Genomic DNA, 17,062 nt, shown 5'->3' on the forward strand with positions numbered 1-17,062 from the left:
GATCCGCGCACGGGCGACGTGCGCTGGCTGCATACCTTCAAGGTGCGCCTCACGCCCCCCGGGGGCGGAGACCACCAGGTCCTCGCCGTGTCCACCGACATCACCGAACGCACGCGTGCCGAGCTGGCGCTGAAGGGCAAGGAAGAGGAGCTGCGGCAGGCGCAGAAGCTGGAGGCCATCGGCCGCCTGGCCGGCGGCGTGGCGCACGACTTCAACAACATCCTCACGGCGGTGCGCGGGTTTGCGCAGGTGCTGCTGATGGACGTGGACGACACGGCCGTGCGGGAGGACCTGCTGGAGATCGACCGCGCCGGGGAGCGCGGCGCCATGCTCGCGCGGCAGCTGCTGGCGTTCAGCCGCAAGCAGGTGCTTCACCCCCGGCTCGTGGACCTGAACGACGTGGTCGCGGGAACGCACCGGATGCTCGTGCGCCTGATGGGCGACGACGTGGAGCTGGTGGTGGAGCTCGCGCCGGAGCCGCTGCCGGTGCTGGCGGACCCCGGCCAACTGGAGCAGGTGATCGTGAACCTGATGGTGAACGCCCGCGACGCCATGCCCGACGGGGGGCGGATCACCGTGGGCACGCGCGCCGTGTCCGGGAGCGGCGTTCCACAGGTGCCCGGGCTGTACCTGGCGCCGGGCGAGGACGGGGTCCTGCTCACGGTTTCCGATTCCGGCCACGGCATGGACGAGCGCACGCAGGCGCGGGTGTTCGAACCCTTCTTCACCACCAAGCCGGTGGGCAGGGGCACCGGCCTGGGGCTTTCGACGGTGTACGGGATCGTCAACCAGAGCGGCGGGTCCGTCGGCGTCCGGAGCGCGCCCGGCGAGGGGTGCACCTTCTTCGTGCTCCTTCCGCTCGCCGCCCAAGAGGCGGGGGAGGGGGCGGGCGAAGCCGCTTCCCCGCTCCCGCCGCCCGCCGCCGCCACGACCGTCCTGCTGGTGGAGGACGAGGACCCGGTCCGCAGGTCCGTCCGCCGGATGCTGGAGCGGCACGGGTACGCGGTGCTGGACGCGCCCGATGCGCACGAGGCGCTGCGGGTGAGCGCCACCTTCCCCGGCGAAATCCACCTGCTCCTGACCGACGTGGTGATGCCCCAGGTGAAGGGGCCGGAGCTCGCCCGCCGCGTACAGGCGGTCCGCCCCGGGGTTCGCGTGGTCTTCATGTCGGGGCACACCAGCGGCAGCGGCGCCTTCGAGGACGCGGGCGAGCTGCCTCCCAACCTGCTGGAAAAGCCGTTCTCGCTGGACCAGTTGCTCCGGCACCTGCACGCCGCGCTGGCCTGATGCGCGGCGGCGGGCGGGCAGGCACCGCGCGTGCAGAAGGCCCTTCCGTCCGCCATCACGACCGTCACGTCCACCAGGAGCTGCGCCGTAGTGAGCCCCGCTGACGGCGAGGGTGCCGGCACCCGGCCCGCACCGCCCGCCCTTTCCGATCCCGCACGCCTGGCGCTGCTCCGCGCGACGGAGCTGATGGACGGTGCTCCCGACGAGGCCTTCGACCGCTGGACGCGCCTTGCGGCCCGGCTGCTCGGGACGCGGATGGCCTTCGTGAACCTGCTCGACGACCAGCAGCAGTTTTCGCTCAGCCGGGTGGCGGGTGGCGAGGGGCCGGCAAGCCGCAGCATCCCGGCCCGCGAGTCGGTGTGCATGCACGCCCTGGCTTCCGGCGAGCCCCTGGCCATCCCCGACACGCGCCGCGACGCGCGGACGGCCGGCGCGGGGGCCGTCCAGTCGCTGGGGATGGTCGCGTACCTGGGGGTTCCCCTGGTGGCCGCCGAAGGGCAGACGCTGGGCACGCTCTGCGTGGCCGAACCCGCGCCCCGCCAGTGGACGGCGGACGAAGAGGGGCTGCTCCGCGAGCTCGCGGCCGCCGTGGAGGCCGAGATCGCCATCCGCCTGGAGCTTCGGGCGCGCAGGGCGGCCGAGGAGCAGCTGCGGGAAAGCGAAGAGCGGTTTCGCCAGTTCGCGGAGCACATCCCCCAGGTGTTCTGGATGGCCGACCCGGAGTTCACCCGCGGGCTGTACGTGAGCGCGGCGCACGAGCGTACCTGGGGGTTCCCGGCCCAGCGCTGGCTGCGGGACCCCAGCTCCATCCTGGAGGTGGTGCACCCGGACGACCGGGAGCGGGTGGCCGGGGCCATCGCCGGGCACGAGTTCGTGGAACGGCTCGAGTACCGCATCCTTCGCCCCGGCGGCGAGGTGCGGTGGCTCGTTTCGCGGGGCTTTCCCGTGACGGACGGCGACGGCGCGATCTACCGCGTGGCCGGCATCACCGACGACATCACCGACCAGAAGCGGGCCGACGCGGCGCTCCGGGCGGCCCGGGACGAAGCGGAGCGGGCGAACCGGGTGAAGAGCGAGTTCCTGTCGCGCATGAGCCACGAGCTTCGCACCCCGCTCAACGCGGTGCTGGGCTTCGCGCAGCTGCTGGAGCAGGACGTGGAGCGCCCGGACGACCGCGAAAGCGTCGAGCAGATCCTGCGCGCGGGGCGGCACCTGCTGAACCTGGTCGACGAGGTGCTCGACATCGCCCGCATCGAGTCCGGCACCATTGCCCTGGCCGTGGAGCGGGTGCCGCTCGCCGACGTCGTGCGCAGCTCGGCCGACCTGGTGCGCCCGCTCGCGGCGCAGCGGGGGATCCGCCTTGACGCCGACGCCGTGTACGCCTGCGGCTTCCACGTTTTTGCCGACGCGCAGCGGCTGACGCAGGTGCTGCTGAACCTTCTTTCCAACGCCATCAAGTACAACCGCGAAGGGGGCTCCGTCATCCTCACCTGCATCGCCGACCGCGACCGCATCCGGCTGGAGGTGTGCGATACCGGCACGGGGATCGCGCCCCACCACCTGGAGTGCGTCTTCGATTCGTTCGAGCGGCTGGGGGCCGAGCGGCTGGGGGTGGAAGGCGCCGGCCTGGGGCTCCCGCTTTCCCGCGGCCTCGCGCAGCTCATGGGGGGCGACGTGGGGGCGCGCAGCCGCCCGGGCGAGGGGAGCACCTTCTGGATCGACCTCCCCCGCGCCAGGAACCCGGCGGACTCGGGCGAGGCACACGCGCCGGCGCACGACGCCCTGGCCGGGGAGAGGTGATGCCGATTGCCGCCGAGACCCTGGCCGCGTCGCGGATCCTGATCGTCGACGACGAACCCGCGAACGTGCTCCTGCTGCGGCGCGTGCTGGAGCGAAGGGGGTACCACGCGCTGCACACGACCACCGATCCCCGCCAGGCGCTCCCGCTGGTGGCCGAGCAGCAGCCGGACCTGGTGCTGCTGGACCTTCACATGCCGCACGTGGACGGGTTCGCCATCCTGAGCGAAATCGTGAGCCGCGCCGGCGACGAGTACCTGCCCGTGCTGGTGATCACGGCCGACGCCACGCCGCAGGCGCGCGAGCGCGCCCTTTCGACGGGGGCGCGCGACTTCGTCACCAAGCCCTTCGACTTTGCCGAGATCGTCCTGCGCGTGGGCAACCTCCTGGAAACGCGCCACCTGCAGCGGGCGCTGCAGCGGCAGGCGGCGGCGCTGGAGCAGCGCGTGCTCGAGCGCACCGCCGCGCTGGAAGAGGCGCTCGCCCGGGCCGAGGCGGCCAGCCGCGCCAAGTCGCAGTTCCTGGCCAACATCAGCCACGAGCTGCGCACGCCGCTCACGGCGCTGCGCGGCTCCATCGGCCTGCTGGGCAGGGCGGCCGGGGGCGCCCTCCCCCCCGCCGCCGCGCGCCTGCTGGAAATCTCCGGCTCCAACACCGAGCGGCTGGCCCGGCTGGTGGAAGACCTGCTCCTCCTGCAGTCGCTGGACTCCGGCGAAGCGCGGCCGGGGCGCTTCGAGGTGAACGTGGCGGCGGTGGTGAACGAGGTGGTTCAGAACTACGCGTCGCGCGCAGACCAGCGCGGGGTGCGGCTGGGGGTGCAGGTGCCCGGCGCGTTGCGTCCCCTGCTGAGCGACGGCTCCTGCCTGCGCGAGATCCTGGAAAGGCTGCTCGACAACGCCGTGCGGTTCACCGAGGCCGGCGAGGTTTGCGTGCGGGTGATCGCCGCGGACGGGGACGCGGCGGCGGTGGAGGTCGCCGACACCGGGCCGGGAATCGCGCCCGACCGCCTGCGCTCCATCTTCGACCGGTTCGAGCAGGCCGACAACAGCGACGCCCGGGCGCACGGCGGCCTGGGGCTGGGACTGACGATCGCCCGGGGCACCGCCGAGCTGCTGGGGTTCCGGCTGCGCGCCGAGAGCGAGCCCGGCCGCGGCTCCACCTTCGTCCTGGAGCTGTCAGCCGAGGGGAACGGGGAGCCCGCGCGCTGACGGGCTGGCGCAGGCGCGCGCCCCGCGGGCGGAGGGTGCTGCCGGGTCAGCTCGCGCGGCCCAGGTGCACGTCCACCTCGCGCAGGAGCTCCTGGATGTCGAACGGCTTGGTGATGTAGCCCTGTGCGCCCATCTCCAGCAGCCGCTGCACCTGCGCGGGAATGGCGTCGCCGCTGACCATCACCACGGGAACGTGCGCCAGGGCGGGGTCCTGGCGCAGCTGCGCCAGCACCTCGTCGCCGGAAAGGTCCGGCAGGTCCATGTCGAGCAGGACCAGGTCGGGGCGGTGCTCGCGGGCCAGGTCCAGCCCCAGGCTCCCCTGCATCGCCGAAAGCAGGCGCACGGCGGGCCGGCGCTGGAACACCCGCTCCACCAGCCGCAGGTTGGCCAGGTTGTCCTCGATCACCAGCACCGTCCGCGACGGCTCGTCGTGAGGCGCCTCGGGCTCCGGGGCGTGCCCCGCGGCGGGGAGCACGAGCGGCAGCTCCGCCCAGAACCGGCTTCCCCGCCCTTCCTCGCTGTGCACGCCCAGGGTGCCGCCCATGGCCCCCATCATCCCGCGCGATAGGGCCAGCCCCAGCCCGGTGCCCTCCACCCCCGACTGCTCCGCGTCCAGACGGTCGAAGGGAACGAAGAGCCGGTGCAGCTTTTCGGGCGAGATCCCCGCGCCCGTGTCGGCCACCACGATGCGCAGCGCCGCGCCGCCCGCGCGCTCGGCCGAGACCGTGGCCACCCCGCCGGGCCGGTTGTACTTGATGGCGTTGGAAAGCAGGTTCAGCAGCACCTGCTTCAGCCGCTGCGGGTCCGCCAGCACCACCGCGTCGGAGGCCAGCGCATCGCCCGCCTCGATCGCCACCCCCCGCTGCTGGCCCATGTGCCGCAGGAGGTCCAGGCATTCGGCCACGGTCTGCCGCACCGCGACGGGGGCCACCGACACCAGGGCCGCGCCGGCCTCGATGCGCGCGAGGTCCAGCACCTCGTCGATCAGGCCCAGCAGGTGCCTCCCCGCCCGCAGGATCTGTTCGGCGCTCTCGCGGTCGTCCTCGCTGCGCACCTCCATTTCCAGGATCTGCCCGAAGCCCAGGATGGCGTTCAGCGGGGTGCGCAGCTCGTGGCTCATGCGGCTCAGGAACTCGCTCTTGGCCCGGTTGGCCCGCTCGGCCTCTTCGCGCGCCGCGCGAAGCTCGCGCTCGGCCCGCGTGCGCTCGGCCACGCGCCCGAGCTGGGTACCCACGTTCGACAGGGTGTCCAGGAGCAGCCCGTCGGGGCGCAGGCGGGCTTCGGAAAAGAACTCCAGCACCGCCACCACCTCGGAGCCCGCGCGTACCGGGATGGCGAAACCGGTGTGCAGGCTCGCCTCGCGGGCCGCCCGCGCACGTGAAAAGCCCGGGTCGAGGGTCACGTCCTCCAGCCACACCGGCGCCCCGCCGGCCAGCGCCCGCCCGGGAAGCCCCTGCCCCGGGGCGAAGCGCGCGTCGCGGGTGGATTCGCGGAAGGGCCGGGAACGCTCCGGCCACTCCTCGCACCAGAGGTTGGTGGGGACCAGCTCGCCCGTCCGGTCGTCGCGCACGTAGGCGTGGCCGATGGCCAGGTGGGTGAACCGGCACACCTGCTCGACGACGCGGCCCAGCGCCTGCTCCAGGGTGGCCGATTCGTTCGACGTGGTGGCCGCCATCTGCAGCAGCTTCACCATCTCTCCCCGGCGCCGCAGCTCGTCTTCGGCCTGCTTGGTGGCGGTGATGTCCCAGTCCACGCCCACCCACCCGCTCCCCTCCAGCTTCGTCATGGACGCGGCCGCCGGAAAGGTGCTGCCGTCGCGCCGCATGGCCACGAGCTCGCCGCGCCACCGCCCCGTCAGCTCGACGAGGAGAAGAACCTCCTCTTCGATGCGCAGCACCTCGTCCGGGGGGTACACCGTTCGCCAGCTCCGCCCCAGGAGCTGCTCGGGCCCGTCGTAGCCCAGCATCCGGGCCTTGGCCTGGTTAAGGTACTCGAACACGCCGTCGCCGGAGATGACGCAGATGCCGTCCATGCTGGCGTCCAGGGCGGCCGTGGCGCGGTTCAGCGCGGCCTCCTGCCGCTTGCGCTCGGTGATGTCCTGGCTGGTCCCCACCACGCGAACCGCCTGGCCCGCCTCGTTCGCGATCACCTCGCCGCGGGTGTCCATCACCCGGACCTCCCCGTCCGCGCGGACGATCCGGTGCTCGTGCTGGAACGGCCCCGGGGAGCGGATGGCGGCCTGGGTGGCGTCGGCCACGCTCGCCCGGTCGTCGGGGTGCGTACAGGCCTTGACGGCCTCGCGGGTGGGAACGAAGCTGCGGGGCTCGAACCCCCACAGGCGGAAGTGCTCGTCGGACCAGTCGATCCGGTTGGTTTCAAGGTCCCACTCCCAGCTGCCGATCCGGGCCACCCGCTGCGCCTCGGCCAGGCGCCTGCGCTCTTCCAGGAGCGACTCCTCCGCCTGCTTCCGCTCCGTCACGTCGCGGATGTAGACGACGGCGCCGGTGCTGGTGGGAGCATAGTGGAGGTGAAACCAGTGGCCGGGCTTCAGCCGCGACGGGACCTCGACGTCGCCCCCCCGCCGCTCGGCCGCGGCCTGGCGAAGCTCGGCTTCCAGGGGCGTGCCGCGGATGGACGGGTAGAGCTCCCAGATCAGCGTTCCGATCACCGCTTCGCGCGGCTTGCTCAGCAGGGCCTCGGCGTTGCGGTTGACGTACGTGGCGCGCCACTCCAGGTCGAAGGCGAAGAACGCGTCGGTGATGCTTTCGAACAGCTCCTCGACGGTGTGCCGCGCTTCCTCGGCGGCCACCCGGGCGGCGGACGCGCCCACGAGCTCCCGCTCGTGCTCCTGGGCCCTCGCGCGGTCGGTGACGTCGTGGATCAGCCCCAGCCGCGCCGGCCTCCCCTGGTAGACGATCGCGCGCGCATCCACCTGCACATCGACGAGAGTGCCGTCCTTCCGGCGGAGCTTCCACATCGTCACCGTGTCGGCCCCGGCGGCGGCTTCCACGTGCCGGGCCAGCGCCCCGTGGTGCTCCGCCGGGTGAAGGTCGCGCAGCGTCTTCGCCAGCAGCTCCGCCCGCGAGTACCCGAAGTCGCGGACCGCCGTCTCGTTGACGGCCAGCAGGGCTAGCGTTTCCGGGTCGTAGACGCACATGGGGTGCGGGTTTCCGTCGAAGAGCAGGCGGTACTGCTCCGCGCTTTCCCGGGCCGTGGCGTACAGGCGCTTCACTTCGCCCACCAGCGCGGCGCGATGGGCCAGCTCCCGCGCCGCCAGCGAGGCCGCGACCGCGATCACCAGGATGAGCGCCGTTCCCCCGGCCACGGCGGCGGCGAGCCCGCGGGTGGCGAGCACGTCGTCGGCCATGACCGTCGCCGACGCGCCCCCGGGAACGAACCGCGCCGCGGCCATCGCGGTGTAGTGCATCCCCGCGATGGCCCCTCCCATCACGATGCTGGCGCCCAGGCGCAGGTGGCGGTCGCGGCGCGACGGCTCCGAGCGGAAGCGCGTGGCCAGGCCCAGCGCCACGAACGAAGCGGCCACCGCGATGGCGATGGACAGGGCCACGAGCGCACGGTTCCATTCCACCCGGGCTCCCAGGTGCATTCCCGCGATGCCGGTGTAGTGCATCCCGGCGATCGCCACGCCCATGGGGAGGGCCGCGGCGGCCTGCGTCACCCTTCGCGGCGCAGCCCGGCTCACCACGTACAGCGCGGCCGCCGACGCCGCCACCGCGATGGCCATCGAGGCGAAGAGGAGCACCACGTCGTAGCCGATCACCACGCCGGGAACGCGGAAGGCGAGCATCCCCACGAAGTGCATGCTCCAGATGCCGGCTCCCATCGCCAGCGCCCCCCCGGCGAGCCAGGCCAGCATCGCCCGCCCGCGCGCCGCGGCCACGCGGTTCCCCAACCCCAGGGCCACGTGCGACGCGGCCACCGCGATCAGCACCGAAAGGGCGACCAGCCCCGGGTGGTGGGAGCCGTTCATGGCGCCGCCTCCGCCAGCAGGTCCCGGACGCTCCGGCCGAGGGCGTGGGGGGTGAACGGCATTCTGAGCACCGCCCGGCCGGGGGCGCCGCCGGCCGGCACCCCCTCCCCTTCCATCCCCAGCAGGAGGGTCCGCAGGGACGGGCGCTCGGAGGCCAGCCGGTGCGAAAGCTCCACCCCGTCCATCCCGGGAAGGTGGAGCCCGGCGACCAGCAGGTCGATGGCGCCCGCGAAGTCGCGCGCGAAGTCCAGCGCCTCGCGCGCGCCCCGCGCCTCGAACACGCGGTACCCGGCCCGGAAGAGCACCTTGCGGAGCACCGCCCTCACCCGCTCGTCGGCGTCCACCACCAGCACCGCCTCGGTGCCGCCCACCAGGCCTCCGTGCTCCGCCGCGGCGGGAGCGGAGGCCGGGGCGGCCGGCTCCACCCGCGGAAAGGCCAGGGTGAAGGTGGTGCCCCTGCCGGCGTCGCTCGCCACCTCGATCCGCCCGCGGCTCTGTTCGACGATGCCGCTGACGATGGAGAGCCCCAGCCCGGTGCCCTGCCCCTCGTCCTTGGTGGTGAAGAAGGGCTCGAAGATGCGGTCCCGCGCCTCCGGCGGAATTCCCACCCCCGTGTCGCCGATGGACAGGAGCGCCTCGGCCCCGTCGTTCCGGGTGGCGATGGTGAGGGTGCCCCCGCCGGGCATGGCGTCGCGCGCGTTCACCACCAGGTTCATGATCACCTGCTCCACCTGCCCCGGATCGGCCAGCACCGGGCCCAGGGCGGGGTCGGCCGACACCTGCAGGCGGACCTCGTTCCCCAGCAGCCGCAGGAGGGTGTTCCGCAGGCCGGCGATCACCGCGTTCAGGTGCACCTCGCGCATTTCCGGCGGCTGCTTGCGGCTGAAGGCCATCAGCTGGCGGATCAGCGCCACGGCGCGGTCCACGGCGTCGTCGATCTCGCGCAGGTCTTCGCGCGCGGGGTCGCCCTCGGGCGCCTCCATCAGCAGCAGCTGGGCGTTGCCGCGGATGGAGGTCAGCAGGTTGTTGAAGTCGTGCGCGATCCCGCTGGTCAGCCGGCCGATCACCTCCAGCTTCTGGGCATGCCGGAGCTGCGCCTCCAGCCCCAGGTGCAGGAAGCGCGTCTGCAGCAGGTTGCGGATGCGGAGGAGCACCTCGGCGGGATCGAACGGCTTGGTGACGAAGTCGTGGGCGCCCGACGACAGGGCGCGTTCGCGTGCGTCGCGGCTCACGTTGGCGGTGAGCACGAGCACGGGAAGGTAGCTGCCCTCGGGCACCGCCCGCGCGATCTCGCCCAGCAGGGCGAACCCGTCCACGAAAGGCATGTTCAGGTCCAGCAGCACGATGTCGGGGCGGAACTCGGAAACGTGCGCCATGGCCGTGCGCGAATCCGTCGTCGACCGCACCTCGGTGTAGCCCGCCCGGCGGACGATCCGCTCCAGCAGGAGCACGTTGGCCGGCTCGTCGTCCACCACCAGCAGGCGGGCGTGGAGGACGGAATGCAGGGCGCCGGTGCCCGCCGCCGGGGAGGGATCCACGGAGGGGCCGCGGAAGGGGGCGCTCATCGGCCCGGTCCGGCGTGGTCGAGCGCGTTCTCGATGGCGGCGAGCAGCCGCCGCACGTCGAAGGGCTTCGTCAGGTAGTCGAGCGCGCCCGCGTCCAGCAGGCGCTGCACCCGGCCGGGGGTGGCGTCGGCGCTGATCACGACGACGGGGGTGGCGCGCAGCTCCGGGTCGGCGCGCAGCTCGGCCAGCACCTGCTCGCCGTCCATGTCGGGGAGGTGCACGTCCAGCAGCACCAGCCCCGGCTTCAGCCGCCGGGCCAGTTCCAGCCCCTCGCGCCCCTCCCCGGCGGCCACGAGCTCCAGGTCTCCCCGCCCGGCCAGGACGCGCTCCACCAGGCGCACGTTGGAGCGGTTGTCCTCGATGTACAGCACCGTCCGCACTTCCGGCGCGCCGCCGCCGCCCGCCGCCCGGCCGCCGTCCTCCGTGGCGCGGGGAAGCTCCACCCAGAAGGTGCTTCCCTCCCCCACCGCGCTTTCCACCCCGATCTCGCCCCCCATCGCCTGCACCAGCCCCTTCGAAAGCGACAGTCCCAGCCCGGTGCCGGGGACGTCGGTGCGCCCCGAGTCCAGCCGCTCGAAGGCCCTGAACAGCCGCCCCTGGAGTTCCGGCGCGATCCCCGGCCCCGTGTCGGCAACCAGGATGCGCAGGCGGCCGCCGGCCGCCTCGCGGCAGGAAACGGTGACGGAGCCGCCCTCGCGGTTGTACTTCACGCCGTTGGAAAGCAGGTTCAGCAGCACCTGCTTCAGCCGCTGCTCGTCGGCCAGCACGGCGGCGTCGCAGCCGGGCCCCTCGTGAAAGGTGACGCGGCGGTTCTCCCCCATCGACCGCACCAGCGCCAGCGACTGGCGAAGGACCTCCGTGAGCCGCACGGGCTCCAGCGTGAGCGTCACCCGCTCGGCCTCGATGCTCGCCAGGTCCAGCACCTCGTCGATCAGCCGCAGCAGGTGCCGCCCGGCGTGAAGGATCTGCTGTACGCTCTCGCGGTTCTCGTCCGTTTCCACCTCCAGCTCCAGGAGCTGCGCGAAACCCAGGATGGCGTTCATGGGCGTCCTCAGCTCGTGGCTCATGCGCGACAGGAACTCGCTCTTGGCCAGGTTGGCGCGCTCCGCCTCTACCTTGGCCGCGCGCAGCGCCTCGAAGGCCGCCTTGGCCGCGGTAACGTCGCGGGCGATTCCGATCACGCCGATGATGCGCCCCTCGCCATCGCGCTGGGGAACCTCGGTGGCCTCGAACGAGCGGGTTCCCGCCGGTGTGCCGATGGTCTGCTCGCTGGTGACCACGCGCCCGGTGCTCACGGTTTCCGAATCGGCGGCGCGAAACGCCCTCACCACCTCGTCGGGGTACAGCTCCCCGTCGGTCTTTCCGATCACCTCTGCCGCGGGACGTCCCAGGAGCGCCAGGCCGGCCGAGTTGGTGAGCCGGTACCGCCCGGCCAGATCCTTGACGAACACGACGTCGGGAGTGCTCTCCAGGATGGACTGCAGGAACTCGTTCGTTTCACGCAGCGCCGTCTCGGCCTTGCGCCGTTCGGTAACGTCGTGCGCCACCGCGATCACCAGCTTTCGCCCGTCGACCGTGATGGGCTGGGTGTGCACCTCGACGTCGCGAACGCCGCCCGGCTTCGTCGTGTGGCGGGTTTCGGTTCGCTGGCCGGCGGCCTCCTGGCAGGTGGCGGTGATCACCGTCTCCAGCCGCTGGATCTCTTCGGCGGGGCGGAGATCGCGTACGCTCATGCCCAGGAACTCCGCCCGCGAGTACCCGTAGGCCTGGACGGCGGCCCGGTTGGCGTCCACGAACGCGAACCGTTCCGGGTCTACCAGCCACATGGGGAACGGGTTCGTCTCGAAGAGCCTGCGGTACAGCTCCTCGCTCTCCACGAGGCGGCGCTCCATCTCCTGCTGGGCGGTGACGTCGCGGGCCACCAGGACGAAGCCGTCGAAACCCCGGTCCCTGACCAGCCGCGCCCGCGTGTCCAGGACCACCCATTCGCCCGTCCGGTGCTGCACCCGGTATCGCAGGTTGAAGTCGTCCCGGGTGCCCGAACCCAGCGCCGCCAGCCCCGCGGCCACCTCGTCGCGGTCCTCGGGGTGCAGCAACTCCAGCAACGGCCGGCCTTCCATCTCGTGGGTGGCGTAGCCCAGCACCTCGCGCGACGCGGGGCTCACCCAGCGGAAGCGGCCCTCCAGGTCCAGCAGCTCGATGACGTCGGGCGAGGCGTCGAGCACCCCCTGCAGGGTGGCCGCGTTGCGGGCGAGCTCGAACTCCCCCTGCTTGCGGTCCGTGACGTCCAGGATCAGCCCTTCCAGGGCAAGCAGCTCCCCGTCGGCCGAAAAGACGCCTTCCCCCTGCTCCCACACCCAGCGCTCGGCTCCCGTCCAATCCCGGACGCGGTATTCCAGCCGGAACGGCCGGGGCGCGGCCACCGCCTCCTGCACCGCGTTCCATACCTGTCCGCGGTCGTCGGGGTGAATGAGCTGGCCGAACGTCACCTTTCCCTCGGTGAACGCTTCCGGCGGGTACCCGGTGAGCTCCGCGACCCCCATGCTGACCAGTTCCACCGGCCAGTGCGGCTCGTTGCGGCAGCGGTAGGCGGCACCCGGTATGTGTTCGAGGAGCGTAGAGAGCAGCCGCCGGCTCTCGGCGGCCTCGTCCCGCGCCTGCTCGCGGCGGCGGACCTCGCGCCGGAGCTCCACTTCCGTGGAAACCGCGTCCGCCAGGTCACTGAGCACCTGCAGCTCCTCCTCCGTCCAGCGGCGCGGGGCGAAGTCGCCCACGCACAGGGTGCCGAGCGCGAACCCGTCGGGGGAAAGCAGCGGCACCCCCGCGTACGCGATCAGGCCATGCTCCCTGACCGCCGCGCTCCCGGAAACCAGCGGGTGGACGCGGGCGTCCTCCACCACGAAGGGCTCACGCGTGCGGATGGTGTACTGGCAGAACGAGTCATGGAGCGGCGCCTCGCGCCCGCCCGACCAGGTGGCCGGGGCAATGCTGCTCTTGGAGAACTGCCGCCGGTCGTCGACGAGGTTCACCTGCGCCAGCGGTGCGTGAAGGAGGCGGCCGGCGAGCCGTGCCAGGCGGTCGAAGCTGGCTTCGGGAAGGGTGTCGAGCAGGTCGGCCTGCCGCAGAGCGGTGAGCCGCTCCGGGTCGCGGAGTGCATCCTCGCGCGCCGCTCGGGAGGGGCCGGTCATCCGCCGCCTCCGCGCGCATGCATGAAGACCACGCCCGTCGAGGATGCTGCATTCATGCGGCTGCGGCAGTCCGGGGGTAGCAAGGAGTTCCTGCCCCGGCGACGCAATCCGCAGGCCCAAACTGGAAACTGCGATCAGCCGATTTTTCCGGAATGTCCCAGATTCGTCCGGAAAGAAAACCCCAACCCAAGCTAGGCAGGGATAAGGAGTTCATCGGCGCGAAAGTGCGCGTTTTGTAACAGCAGAATGAGTCCTTTACGATACGTGTGCAGGAAGTTTCATCTCCCATCCGAAGAGCCGGCGGATGGACGGGCACGACGATCGGGAGGGCTCGGGCGGTGCAGGCGGTCCGCGGCGGCCGGCACGCGGGGAAGGCGCCGGAGTGTCACGTGCGTTCGTTCGTCTCGCGGACCGCGAGGTGCGTTGGGGCCCACGCACGGAAGCGCCCGCCGGGGAGCAGTGCCTCCCGGCGGGCGTTCCGTCGAACCTGCGATCGAGATTACCGGGCGGCGCGCGGGTAGATGCGGTAGCGCTCGCGGACCTTGTTCCACTCGGCCAGCTCGCGCTGCCAGCGGCGGTCGATCTCGCGCGGGTCGTCGCCGCGGTCGAAGGCGGCACGCGCCCAGTGCGAGCCGATCATCTGCGTGAACCCCGTGTTCATCACCCGGAACTGCCCCGGGTTCTGCTTCTTCGCCTCGGTCAGCAGCACGAGCGCCGTGTACGCCGGGCGGTAGGTATTGCGGTCGGTGATGTCCAGCCGCAGCGTGGTGAAGGTCTGCCCCTTGTACTGCGTGTCGACCTTGGGATCGGTGGTCGGCGTGATCTGCACCGGCGTCAGCGTCACGCCGGGAAGGTTGTACTGCGCCGCGGCTTGTCGCAGCCGCTCGGCGTTCAGCCAGGGCGCGCCCACGTAGCTGAAGGGCGCGTCGGTGCCCCGCCCCACGTGCACGTTGGTCCCCTCGCCCAGCACCAGCCCGGAAAAGTTGAGCGCCGCGTTCACCGAGCGGATGTTGGGGCTGGGCGGAATGAAGCGCAGCCCCGTTTCCTCGAACCACATGTCCGGACGCCACCCCTCGGCCGGAACCACGTGCAGCTCGGCGCCCACGTTGGCCGTCTCGTTGAAGTACCGGGCGATCTCGCCGGCCGTCATCCCGTGGCGCAGGGGCACGCTGTAGTAGCCCGTGATCACCTGCGTAACGGCACGCACCTCCATGTCCATCACGGGGCCGTCCTGCGCGTCGGTGATGGGATTGGGCCGGTCGAGGACGACGAAGGGGATCTTGCGCTTGGCGGCCTCTTCCATCGCCATCGCCATCGTCCAGACGAAGGTGTAGACGCGCGCCCCGATGTCCTGGATGTCGAACACCAGCACGTCTACGCTGTCCAGCTCCGCGGCGGTGGGGCGCTGGGTGCGGTCGTACAGGGAGTAGACGGGAACGCCGGTGCGCGCGTCGCGCCCGCCGACGAAGGTGGCGCCCGCCTCCAGGTCGCCGCGGATGCCGTGCTCGGGCCCGAACAGCGCCACCAGCCGCACGCCGGGGGTGCGCGCCAGCACGTCCGCCCCCAGCTCGCCGGAGCGCGTGACGGCGCTGGGATTGGTGATCAGCCCCACCCGCTTGCCGCGCACCAGGTGCACCGAGTCGCGCAGCAGCACCTCGATTCCCGGCACCACCCCGGCGCTCCGGGCCGGCGCGTCCTTCGCCGGCGCGGACGCCTGCGGAGCGGCCGAGGAATCGGCTTGCGCGCCGGCCGCTTCCGGCTGCGACCCGGTCCGGCAGCCCGCGGCGGAGAGGGCGGCGAGCGCCAGGGCGGCGGTGTAGCGAACGAGGCGCGGGGTGTGGCGATGCATCGGTAGTCCGTCGGGTCCGGGGAAGTGCCGCCGTCCGCGTCAGCTGGCGGTGCGGTACCCACACTGCCGCGTGGCGGCGAGCGTGCTCCGGGCCTGCGAAACACGCGCCATGGACGCGCCGGGTAGAGCGTCCACGGGACGAACGACCTTGCGCCGACCCGCGAGAAGGCGCGACGATTGGGTCCCACCGTCAACCCCGTCGGCAGATGACCGAGCTGGAACGCGAGTTTCTGCAGAACCTGATCACCGCCGCGTGGCCGCTGCCGGTGCAGATCGCGTTCGGCGCGGGGCTCGTGGCCGTGTACTGGGCGTGGTCCCGCTTCTACTACGCGGTGATCGACCCGGCGCTGCGCAACGTGGTCGGCGGCGTGCTCGGGGCCACGGTCGTGTGGGTCGCGCGGTACAGCGCCGAGTACCCGACGCCGCTGGAACTGGGCTTTCCCCGCAACCGCTATCACCGCTGGACGTGGGGCATCCAGGCCGAGGTCCGCCGCACGGCGGGGCGCGACGCCGCCGCGCTGGTCCTCTCCTTTCTGCTCGTCACTCTCCTGGGCGGGCTGTGGCCGATCGCGGTGTTCTTCTTCGTGTTCCTGCAGCTGAAGGCGCTGTCCTATGTCGTCTTCCTGCCGGTGTGCCTGGCGGTGATCGCCATCTACTCCCTCTTCTGGGCCGGGCGGCACGAGGTGGCGGGAATGCGGTGAGACGCCGACGACCCGGCGGTGTGCGCTTTTCGCACTCGTCTGCCCGGAATTCGAACAGGCACGCTGAACGTGGCGGAATTACACAGCTTCCGCGTCGAAGCACGATGGGCTCAGACCGATATCCGTACGCTCCACCGCGGGCACAGCGGATAGGCAAAAAGGATGTAAATCGGCATTCAGAAAGGACTTACACGCAATTGACGGACATGGCGCGATCCTCGAATAAGGTGATGCCGTCGCCGGGACCCTCGTCCCGCACCTCACCGACATCGCAGGAGCCATGGACATGTCCTTCATCCGCTACGCCGCCGCCCTCGCCGCCACGATCTCGCTGATCACCGCGTCCGAAGCACGTGCGCAGGCCGTTCCGTTCGGCGGCGCGGAGATGATGGCCGTCAGCGGCGTCATCGAAGGCGGGGCACCGGCCGTGGCGCCCAAGGCGGATGTCGAAGAGCCTGCGCGGCGCCGGTCCGGGCATCCGGCCGCCTCGCCCACGCTGCTGGCCCGGATGGGCTGCGCCGATGCTGAGGAGGCCCGCGGCCGGCGCTCCGGCGTGGCGGTGGGGATGGACGCCTGCGTGGCGCTGGCCCGCTACGGACAGCCCAGCAGCACCACGTTCAGCGACTTCGGGCACACGGAGCTGGTGACGATGGTCTGGGGCAACGTGGGAGGATCGTACGGCGTGCACATCGCGGCGGTGACCTACAAGGACCATCCGCTCACGTACGAGGCCGGAAAGCAGGCGGAGATCGGCACCTGGAGGATCACCCGCCACTTCGGGAATGACCGGCGCTGAGCCCTGCGACCCCGAGAAGTGCCGAACGCGCACGCCGTCCCACCCGGACGGCGTGCGCGTTTTGCGTCACGGCTGGGGGAGCGTGACGCCTTCTCCCAGCCGGTGGAACGGCGGCAGGGAAACGGGAAGCCGCCCCCGGATGGGCGCGCTGCCCAGCAGCGCGGCGGCGGCGGCGCCCTCCGCCGGCTCGCGGCTGTCCCAGGCCAGCAGGTAGGCGGGAACCGCGGGGAAGGCCTGCAGCAGGTACGGCGTTCCCAGCGACACCACGACGACGCGCGTTCCCGCCGCCGCCAGCCCCTGCACCCACGCACCGAAGGCAGACGAGATGGCCAGCGCGCGGTACTGCACCGGCGCCACGGCCACGCTCACCACCAGCACCTCGGCTGCCGACGCGCGGGTGCGCAGCGCGGCGAACTGCGCGGCAGAGGTGGACGGCCCCACGCGCACGTGCTCGGCGGAAAGCCCGCCCGCCGCCAGGGCGCGCTGAAGCTCCGCTCCTGATGGGCCGCGTCCCGTGCTGGTGTAGGTGACGTGCAGCACGCGTGAGCCGCGAGCCAGCGGCACCACGCTGCCCTGGTTGCGCGCGAGGGTCAGCGAGCGCTCCGCGACGGAACGCGCCACCGCCCGGTGCTCCGCGCGCCCGGCGATCGCTCCCACGGCCGCGGCATCCACCCGCGCGC

The 17,062-nt window shown here is 72.2% G+C and carries 10 protein-coding genes; 5 read left to right on the forward strand and 5 right to left on the reverse strand.

Annotated features, from left to right (window positions below):
• From VIB55_RS01930 to VIB55_RS01940, 3 genes are all read left to right on the forward strand, one after another.
• The coding region (locus VIB55_RS01930) for a hybrid sensor histidine kinase/response regulator (RefSeq protein ID WP_331874975.1) at positions 1–1,287 on the forward strand (1,287 nt) is incomplete at its 5' end.
• Between the two features lie 30 nt (positions 1,288–1,317).
• Positions 1,318–3,087 carry an ATP-binding protein gene (locus VIB55_RS01935; protein WP_331874976.1) on the forward strand — a complete coding sequence of 590 codons (1,770 nt, stop codon included), beginning with the start codon at positions 1,318–1,320 and terminating at the stop codon, positions 3,085–3,087.
• Positions 3,087–4,292 carry a hybrid sensor histidine kinase/response regulator gene (locus VIB55_RS01940; protein ID WP_331874977.1) on the forward strand — a complete coding sequence of 402 codons (1,206 nt, stop codon included), beginning with the start codon at positions 3,087–3,089 and terminating at the stop codon, positions 4,290–4,292. The genes VIB55_RS01935 and VIB55_RS01940 overlap by 1 nt, the downstream gene beginning before the upstream one ends.
• 46 nt (positions 4,293–4,338) lie before the next feature.
• On the opposite strand, the gene VIB55_RS01945 is transcribed toward VIB55_RS01940, so the two are convergent.
• The 4 genes from VIB55_RS01945 to VIB55_RS01960 form a co-directional block, all read right to left on the reverse strand.
• Positions 4,339–8,283 (reverse strand): PAS domain S-box protein, encoded by a 3,945-nt coding sequence (locus VIB55_RS01945; RefSeq protein ID WP_331874978.1) that lies wholly within the window; start codon positions 8,281–8,283, stop codon positions 4,339–4,341.
• Positions 8,280–9,848: a hybrid sensor histidine kinase/response regulator gene (locus VIB55_RS01950; protein WP_331874979.1), complete on the reverse strand. Its 1,569-nt coding sequence runs from the start codon at positions 9,846–9,848 to the stop codon at positions 8,280–8,282. Before VIB55_RS01950 ends, VIB55_RS01945 begins: the two co-directional genes overlap by 4 nt.
• Complete coding sequence (locus tag VIB55_RS01955) at positions 9,845–13,036, reverse strand: PAS domain S-box protein (RefSeq protein WP_331874980.1); 3,192 nt, start codon at positions 13,034–13,036, stop codon at positions 9,845–9,847. Before VIB55_RS01955 ends, VIB55_RS01950 begins: the two co-directional genes overlap by 4 nt.
• A gap of 499 nt (positions 13,037–13,535) precedes the next feature.
• The gene (locus VIB55_RS01960) at positions 13,536–14,885 is read right to left on the reverse strand and encodes a DUF1343 domain-containing protein (RefSeq protein ID WP_331874981.1); all 1,350 of its coding nucleotides are present in this window, start codon (positions 14,883–14,885) and stop codon (positions 13,536–13,538) included.
• A 206-nt stretch (positions 14,886–15,091) separates the two neighbouring features.
• On the opposite strand from VIB55_RS01960, the gene VIB55_RS01965 reads away from it, so the two are divergent.
• Positions 15,092–15,586: a hypothetical protein gene (locus tag VIB55_RS01965; RefSeq protein ID WP_331874982.1), complete on the forward strand. Its 495-nt coding sequence runs from the start codon at positions 15,092–15,094 to the stop codon at positions 15,584–15,586.
• 280 nt (positions 15,587–15,866) lie between these two features.
• Positions 15,867–16,382: a hypothetical protein gene (locus tag VIB55_RS01970; protein ID WP_331874983.1), complete on the forward strand. Its 516-nt coding sequence runs from the start codon at positions 15,867–15,869 to the stop codon at positions 16,380–16,382.
• 66 nt (positions 16,383–16,448) lie between these two features.
• Here VIB55_RS01970 and VIB55_RS01975 read toward each other — a convergent pair.
• Positions 16,449–17,062, reverse strand: a 614-nt coding sequence (locus VIB55_RS01975) for a glycoside hydrolase family 3 C-terminal domain-containing protein (protein ID WP_331874984.1), incomplete at its 5' end; no start/stop codon positions are given.

It is taken from the genome of Longimicrobium sp., assembly GCF_036554565.1.
In the GTDB taxonomy this organism is placed as follows: Bacteria; Gemmatimonadota; Gemmatimonadetes; order Longimicrobiales; family Longimicrobiaceae; genus Longimicrobium.